General features: G+C 45.4%; 9 protein-coding genes and 2 pseudogenes. 3 read left to right on the top strand and 8 right to left on the bottom strand.

Annotated elements, in window-relative coordinates:
- From QVP35_RS16660 to QVP35_RS13620, 7 genes and pseudogenes are all read right to left on the bottom strand, one after another.
- Positions 1-124, bottom strand: a pseudogene (locus QVP35_RS16660) (ATP synthase F0 subunit C); the annotation flags it as partial.
- 61 nt (positions 125-185) lie between these two features.
- Positions 186-914, bottom strand: a complete 729-nt coding sequence (atpB, locus tag QVP35_RS13640) for a F0F1 ATP synthase subunit A (RefSeq protein WP_009289355.1) — start codon at positions 912-914, stop codon at positions 186-188.
- A gap of 15 nt (positions 915-929) precedes the next feature.
- Positions 930-1,361, bottom strand: a complete 432-nt coding sequence (locus QVP35_RS13635; RefSeq protein WP_009289356.1) for a hypothetical protein — start codon at positions 1,359-1,361, stop codon at positions 930-932.
- Positions 1,345-1,581: an AtpZ/AtpI family protein gene (locus QVP35_RS13630; RefSeq protein ID WP_006567607.1), complete on the bottom strand. Its 237-nt coding sequence runs from the start codon at positions 1,579-1,581 to the stop codon at positions 1,345-1,347. Before QVP35_RS13630 ends, QVP35_RS13635 begins: the two co-directional genes overlap by 17 nt.
- Before the next feature lie 519 nt (positions 1,582-2,100).
- Entirely contained in the window at positions 2,101-2,529 is a 429-nt protein-coding gene (rpiB, locus tag QVP35_RS16745) for a ribose 5-phosphate isomerase B (protein ID WP_039930273.1), read from the bottom strand.
- Positions 2,530-2,571: 42 nt separating this feature from the next.
- Positions 2,572-2,982 (bottom strand): annotated as a pseudogene (locus QVP35_RS16740) (arsenate reductase/protein-tyrosine-phosphatase family protein); the annotation flags it as partial.
- 12 nt (positions 2,983-2,994) lie between these two features.
- Entirely contained in the window at positions 2,995-4,050 is a 1,056-nt protein-coding gene (locus tag QVP35_RS13620; protein WP_009289358.1) for an L-threonylcarbamoyladenylate synthase, read from the bottom strand.
- A gap of 140 nt (positions 4,051-4,190) precedes the next feature.
- Between QVP35_RS13620 and QVP35_RS13615 the strand changes: the two genes are divergently transcribed.
- Both QVP35_RS13615 and QVP35_RS13610 read left to right on the top strand, forming a co-directional pair.
- Positions 4,191-5,642, top strand: a complete 1,452-nt coding sequence (locus QVP35_RS13615; RefSeq protein ID WP_006567611.1) for an alanine/glycine:cation symporter family protein — start codon at positions 4,191-4,193, stop codon at positions 5,640-5,642.
- Positions 5,643-5,805: 163 nt separating this feature from the next.
- A complete protein-coding gene (locus QVP35_RS13610) occupies positions 5,806-6,492 on the top strand; it encodes an N-acetylmuramoyl-L-alanine amidase (protein ID WP_006567613.1) in 687 nt (228 codons plus the stop codon).
- 45 nt (positions 6,493-6,537) lie between these two features.
- Here the strand turns inward: QVP35_RS13610 and QVP35_RS13605 are convergent, their stop codons facing one another.
- A complete protein-coding gene (locus QVP35_RS13605) occupies positions 6,538-6,735 on the bottom strand; it encodes a hypothetical protein (RefSeq protein ID WP_022261266.1) in 198 nt (65 codons plus the stop codon).
- A 260-nt stretch (positions 6,736-6,995) separates the two neighbouring features.
- Between QVP35_RS13605 and QVP35_RS13600 the strand changes: the two genes are divergently transcribed.
- Complete coding sequence (locus QVP35_RS13600) at positions 6,996-7,691, top strand: adaptor protein MecA (RefSeq protein WP_022261265.1); 696 nt, start codon at positions 6,996-6,998, stop codon at positions 7,689-7,691.
- Positions 7,692-7,911 lie beyond the last annotated feature (220 nt).

Genomic DNA, 7,911 nt, shown 5'->3' with positions numbered 1-7,911 from the left:
CGGCTGCCGCACCCTGTCCTGCTGCGTATCCCTGTCCTACACCAGGTCCGATACCTGCGATCAGCGCAAGTCCCGCTCCGATTGCTGAACAACCTAATACAAATGCTTCACTTGAAATATTCATAAGAAAATCCTCCTAAAAAATAAAATTGTTCTTTTTATTGCTCCTGATAGTTTCTTCCGGTTTATGCATTCCTCTTGTCTGCGATAAATGTCATGGTCAGCATGGCAAAGACAAAGGTCTGGATCGCACCGGAAAACAAGTCAAAATATACATGCAGAAATGCCGGAAGCCCCAGCTTCGCAAAGATCGGAAGCAGGCCGTACCACAGCGAAAGCATAATGGTCCCCGCCATGATGTTTCCGAACAGACGCAGCGACAGCGACACCGGAGTCGCAAATTCGCCGATGACATTGACCGGAAACAGCACCGGAATCGGCTGAAACAGGTCCGTAAACATGCGGAACTTCCTCGTCTTAAATGCGCTGTACTGGATCATCACAAAGGTGATCAGTGCCAGAGACAACGTCGTCCCGTAATCGGCTGTCGGCGCCCGAAGCCCGAACAGCCCCGATGTGTTGGCAATAAAGATGAAAAACATAATGCTTCCGATATAATTGGCAAACGGCTTCCAGTGTTTTCCCATGGTGCTCTTCACCAGCTTATCCAGCATTTCCACCACCAGTTCCACTGCATTTGCAAGACCGCTGGGCTTTTCATAATCTTTCATGATACTCCGCCTCGCGATCAGTGCCAGCACCATGATAAAAAGCATGACGATCAGTGTTGTCACATGAGTGGTGGTGATCCATACCTTATGCCCGAAAAAATTCAATGGTATCAGCCCATGCACCATGAAGTCCACATCACTTCCCGATGCGGCAGCCAACATGGGGGCCTGAATCATTCCCATAGCATTCCCTCCTTTTTAATTCATTTTACTTTCTACTTCTTCGTTCCTGCCGGATCGTCTTTCCGATACACGGCGGTGGATCAGCGGCTGCAGATATGCAGCTATTTTAATCCCCAAAACTCCAAGTATGATCCCTGAAAATGTCAGCATATGGATCTTAATCCCAACAGCTGCCGCAAGGACAGTCAGAACCTTGCGGACCAGAGTCCGCCTTACCATATACTTATTTGCAGACTCGGGATCTAGATCCAGCGCAGTATCAATGGTCAGATACATATTCAGGATCAGACAGACTGCAAAAAACAGGCCCGCAAGAATCCCTGCCAGAAAGTACAGAGATCCCCCTGATGTGACCATGCCGGCTGCACCGGCCGCCGCACCGTAGATCCCCAATCCGGCCAGCAATTCCAAAAGAACGGGATTGATTTCTTTAAATTCTTCTGTCATCATCACCCTCCTGGTCTTCACTGACATTCCTTATGAGTTTCCAGGCACCGCTCAGTCCTCCGCCAATGCCCAGAATCAATAACGGGATAAAAAAATGGGTAGAAAACTTTCGGTCCAGCCAGAGGCCTAAAAACATGCACAGAAATGTCGATGTCAGAATCGTAATTCCCAGCTGTGTTATCAGAGATAACGAACGGACAATGTCCTTATTGATCTTCATAAAGACCTCCTTGAAAAAGTTTCTACTCACACTTTGTAATTATATCATCCAAAGCATATTATGGCTAGGAAAAAAAGATCTGTAACCGAGGGCATTCCTTTTACAGTAGCTATTATTTCCATATTTATCTGGTATTTATTCTTTTTCTTGTTTTCCGGACAAGTATTCCTTGAACACAAGAAGCTATCCAACGATATTTTTAGCACTATTGGAAGTGCGCATTTCAAAACGTGACGGAAATAGTGGTTTAAAAAACTCTAAAAAACTGTCGCACTAAAAAGGTGCGGCAGCTTTTTGCACGAAATACACGAAATATCTTCTGGAGAAGGCTAATGAATAAAGAAATCTTACATTGAATAGCCCATTTTATTCGAATAATACTTGTCCAGCAGACATTATGTCTATTTTCTACATGATTGGAGTGAGACATTCTAAGAGCCGAACGGAAATCATGTGGAAAATGTCATACGGCACAGAAGCCGCGAGTGCTGTCCATGCCGTATAATATCTTCTTAAAATTTAGTCCTCGATCATATTGATCCTGCGGATATGCCTCTCATCGTTAGAAAATTTTGTCTCTAAAAATGTGTCCACGATATCAAGTGCCAGGCCTTCTCCGGTGACTCTTGCCCCCAGTGCCAGTATGTTGGCATTATTATGTTCTCTTGTTGCTCTTGCGCTGAATGTGTCTCCGCACAGTGCCGCCCGGATACCTTTGATCTTATTGGCAGTAATGGAAATACCGATTCCTGTTCCGCAGATCAGAATTCCCTGCTTCACTTCGTCCTTCAGTATGCCCTCAGCCACCGCTTTTGCATATACCGGGTAATCACAAGACTCCTCTGAGTAGCATCCGTAGTCTTTTACTGCGTGCCCTTTCTCCTCCAGGTGCTTAATAACCGCCTGTTTCAGCTCATATCCGCCGTGATCGCTTCCAATACCTATCATTTCATTTCCTCCTAACTTATGGTTCCAGATTTTATGGATTAGTTGTGTAATCTGTACAAAGCAATGTTCATAGTCTTCATCATCCATCCCGTAAGGGTCGATGACTGCCCCCTCATCATTAGCATACTCGTTGATGGTGGCCACTTCCTTATATCCATGATAGTCTTCCAGTACCTTTTCTTTCTGCTTATCATTCATGGTGAGAATCAGATCACTGGTCTCCACATCTTCCTGTGTGAGCTGGGACGCTTTGAAATCTATGATCTCAATCCCGCTCTTCCTGACCAGATCTGCTGCTTTTGTGTGTACCGGCTCCGGAAATAATACGACGAGTCCCTTGGACTCCACCTGGATGTCTCTTCTGTGAGCGTCTTTTAAATATTTCCGCAGCACCGATTCCGCAATAAAACTGCGGCAGGTGTTGTTCGTACTTACAAATATAATTTTTTTCAAACTAATCTCCTTTTAAACACGGATCATCTGATGTCCCGCTGCTTTCACCAGACGGTTCATCACCGCTTCTTCATACTCTTCACCTTCAAATCCCTCTGAAAAGATCACATCCACGTCTCTGTGGTCAAATTCTCTCAGCACGTCATAGAGGTTTGCCGTCACTGTCTCCATATGGCTGCGGCTCCCCACAGAGATTACCTCATCTGCATCATAACGGTCCATTGTCTCTTCCGTGGCGATAACTCCGGTCTTCATGCACTGTTTACGGCAGTCACGGACCCTTTTCGTGATCTCCTCTGCTACTTTCTCTCTGTCCTCTCCAAGGATAAGGACCAGCTGAGCTTTCGGCGCATAGTGCTTGTACTTCATTCCAGGTGCCCTGGGCACTGTATCCTCTTTCACTGACAGAGTACTCATCAGCACCTCTGTCGAAAGAGCCTTCTCAAGTTCATCTTTTGTAATCTTTCCCGGCCTTAAAATGACCGGTACTTCTCCGGTAAAATCAACGATCGTCGATTCGACGCCCACTTCTACTTTTCCCCCGTCCAATACCATCGGGATCTTGCCGTCCAGGTCCTCTACCACATGTTCCGCCTTTGTGGGGCTGGGCCTTCCCGAAGTGTTGGCGCTGGGCGCGGCCACAGGAACACCCGCCTCTCTCAGCAGGGCCAGCGCTGCAGGATGACTGGGCATCCGGACGGCTACGGAATCGAGTCCCCCGGTAACCCGGTATGGAACCTTGTCGCTTTTGGGCAGGATCACGGTCAGCGGACCCGGCCAGAAAGCATCCATCGCTTTTTTGGCAGGCCCCGGTACGCAAGATGTGATCTCATCGATCATCTCCATGCTCCCGATATGAAGGATGAGAGGATTGTCAGAGGGTCTCCCTTTTGCCTCGTAGATTCTGGATGCGGCCTCTTCCATCCAGCCGCTGCCTCCAAGTCCATAGACTGTCTCCGTGGGAAAAGCTACCAGCTTCCCCTCCCGAAGAAGCCCGGCAGCTTCCCGGATCGCTTCCTTATTGTCCTTGTTTTCAACGTTTCTCACTATTGTCTTCATAAAACCCATCCTTCTTCTGAGAAAAACCCATTAGCAATCATTATAACAAACTTTTCCTAAAAAATAAAGCAGGGAGTTTTCCGCCAAAAATCATAAACCTGCTGCCTGGCTGAATATAATACTTTAATTGCCGCAAAGAGGTTTGATATATGGTTCAAATATTTTCTCTGATCAGCCGTCTGAATGATGCATTCAATTCCTTTATCTGGGGAACTCCTATGCTGGCCTGTTTCTTAGGTGTCGGCCTGATGTTTACACTTAGGACAAAATGCTTCCAGTTAAGACATTTCAGATTGTGGATCTCTTCCACGCTCTTGTCCTCTTTGAAAAAATCTGAGGTAAGAAAAACAAAGGATTCGGCTTCCATCTCACAGTTTCAGTCCCTCTGCACCGCCCTGGCCGGGACCCTGGGAACCGGAAATATCGCCGGAGTCGCCACTGCCATCACTGCCGGAGGACCCGGGGCTATTTTCTGGATGTGGATTTCTTCGATCCTGGGAATGATGACACATTATGCGGAAGTCACACTCGGAATGAAATACCGTTATCGGGACAAAAACGGAAAATGGGCCGGAGGTGCCATGGTCTATATGGAACGGGGCCTCGGCGCAAAATGGCTGGCCTCTCTTTTTGCCGCATTCTGTATTCTCGCTTCTCTCGGGATCGGAAACATGGCACAGGCAAACTCTATGGCCTCCGCGCTCTCCTCCACCTTTTCAATTTCCCCGGTGATCACAGGTCTCGTCACCCTGTTCATGGTAGGTTTTGTCATAATGGGAGGCATCAAACGGATCGCCGGCGTGACAGAAAAAATCATCCCGGTCATGGCTGCCTTATTCACACTGGGCTGTATTGTAATTATTTTTGTCCACATGGACCGGATTCCATCCACAATCCATTCGATCCTCCACGGTGCCTTCTCACCAAAAGCTGCCGGAGGAGGTGTCCTTGGCTACGGGATCACCATTGCTATGAAAAAAGGAATCTCCCGCGGGGTCTTTTCCAACGAGGCAGGATTGGGAAGTTCCGTCACCGTACATACAAACTCCGACACAAAAGAACCCGTTGTCCAGGGCATGTGGGGTATCTTTGAAGTATTTACCGACACGGTTGTGATGTGTACCATCACAGCCCTTACGATCCTCACTTCCGGTGTCTATGACGAGGGAACCTATCTCAAGGCTATGGCTCTGGACGCGGCCCAGGGCACCACGATTCATTTTGATTCACTGCCCAACGGAGTCCCCCTGACCAGCGCTGCCTTCTCCACAGTCTTCGGCTCCTGGGGCTCCGCCTTCGTATCTATCGCCATCGTATTCTTTGCATTTGCCACCCTCATTGGATGGTCCTTTTACGGTGAGACGGCAGCCGTCTATTTATTTGGCAGAAAAGCCGTCACCAATTATAAACTTGTTTTTCTCTATTTTATATTTTTAGGCTCCATTCTGCACTTATCCTTTGTCTGGAACCTTTCGGATACCTTTAACGGGTTGATGGCCATACCGAATCTGATCTCCATCACACTGCTGTCTGGCCAGGTCGTAAAAATGACCGGCGAATACCTGGGACGGCACGACATCAAAAGAAAATTTCCAAAATGACCAAATCACAGATCAGAACTTTTAACAAATCATACATTATGTCCATTTTCTGCATGATTGAAGTGAGGCATTCTAAGAGCCGAGCGGAAATCATGCGGAAAATGTCATTCATATATCAGGCCTTGTTCTGAATATAATATTACAAAAGTCCTGAGGTCTCCAAATGAAATATCGTAAACAACTTTTAGGGGGCGCGATCTTCTGTATCATCGTCCTGCTCTATATTTCCTCGATCACCCTTCCGATCTTTGTAAACCAGACGATCGGAAAACAGAATGTCATCATCATCGATCCCGGACACGGCGGCAATGATCCCGGAAAAGTCGGCAGCGGAGATGTGCTGGAAAAAGACATCAATCTGGCCATATCAAAAAAATTAAAAACGATCCTGGAAAAGAAAAAATTCAAGGTAAAAATGACCAGGGACGGCGACTACAATCTGGCCACCAGCACGACCAATGTAAAAGTTTCCGATCTTTCCAACAGGAAGCAGATTATCTTTGATGCCGAGCCGGTTCTTGTGGTGAGTGTTCATCAGAACAGCTATCCCAGCGGTGAAGTACACGGTGCACAGGTATTTTACTATCAGGGGTCTCAAAAAGGGAAACAGCTTGCTGACTGCCTGCAAAGTTCCCTGGTTGAAAATTTAGATCCAGACAACCACAGAGTGGCAAAAGCAAACAGCGATTACTTTCTTCTTCGGGATAATCCTTATGTAACTGTCATCGCAGAGTGCGGTTTTCTGAGCAATGAAGAAGAAAAGCAGAAACTTCAGGATAAAGCTTATCAGGAAAAAGCAGCACAGGCCATCTATAAGGGAATTCAATCCTATTTAAGCCAAGAGAAATAATCCCTTGGCTTAATTGAGATACTACTGGTATAGATGACGCATTGTTTAATGATTGGTTACTTTTTGATAATAGACGGCACAGATCTCCCCTTTCTCATCATCAATGAAGTCTTTCATGTAGGAATCATCTTCCTCAAGCATAAGATCCATTTGTTCCTGATTGCTGTTGTCTACGGGTATTCCATCGACCTGGACTGCCAATCCAAGTTCTAAATAATCCAATAAATCACTGCGATGTCCCATGATAATCTCCATTCTGAAGTGTTTGTGAAATGAGCCAGAAAAGTGCTATGATATATAAATTTAAGACACTGCCGAAAAGGCAGCGAAGATGCGGCGCCTCAGCGAAGGAAAGAGCTCATTTCCATATGCTGTAAGTTTATAATAGCAAATTCTGTAAATTATTTCAAGTATTTCTGTATATTTTTGTAAGTTATTCAGAAACACTTTACACATATGCATTCAGATACTATACTATAATATAAAGTAAGGGAGTGATGACTATGAAGATAGAACGAATTAGTGACAATCAAATCCGATGTACTTTGAATAAAGCTGACCTTGCTGGAAAAGAGACACTGCTCAACGAACTGGCATTTGGTTCCGATAAGGCCAAAGGACTGTTCCGCGAACTGATGAAGAAAGCTTCTCAGGAATTAGGTTTTGAGACCAATAACATTCCTCTTATGGTAGAAGCGATCCCGGTCTCCCAGGAATGTCTGATACTCGTCGTCACGAAAGTGGAAGACGCCGATCAGTTTAATGACCGTTACGAGAAATTAGTCAACTCAAAGATTTCATCCGGCAATATGAACCTGGAAGATTCCGACGGAGTTCTCAATTTCCTCGACGATGCTTCTGACAGCGATCTGTCCGAACTGGCTGATGCAATGCATCTGGCCATTATGGATTCCAACTGTGACGTATACTGCTTTTCTTCCCTGGAAGAAGTAGCTTATGCAGCAAAACTGGTGATAAGCTTTCCGCATGAAAGCCGCTTATATAAAGATACCGAAAATAACTGTTATTATCTCTGCCTGTCTGCCGAGGACAACAAGTATGACTTTACAAAAGTCCGCAGCAGACTTTCAGAGTACAGCAAACGTATCCCAAATACTTATGCGACTAAGGCTTTATTTGATGAACATTTTCAAACCATCCTTTCTGAGGATGCGATCCGGCAGATAGCCGAATTTTAACTTAACATAATAAAAAGGAAAGAACCTGTGTTTATTGATGCGGGTTCTTTTTTTGTTCCAAAAAAAAGACACAAAAAATAATTCACCCATAATTTTATATAAAAATACTACATAATCCAAAAAAAGTACTAGTTTTGGTAATATCTTTGTCCTGATATGATTAACTCATAAAGAAATCAGACCAGTTGAATATAAGAAAGGACGTTTTTATTATGGTAAA

Source organism: Anaerostipes sp. CAG:276, from assembly GCF_000432215.1.
In the GTDB taxonomy this organism is placed as follows: Bacteria; Bacillota; Clostridia; order Lachnospirales; family Lachnospiraceae; genus Anaerostipes; species Anaerostipes caccae.
The sequence above is the reverse complement of the archived record's forward strand: the minus strand, read 5'-3'. Positions and strand labels throughout refer to the sequence as shown.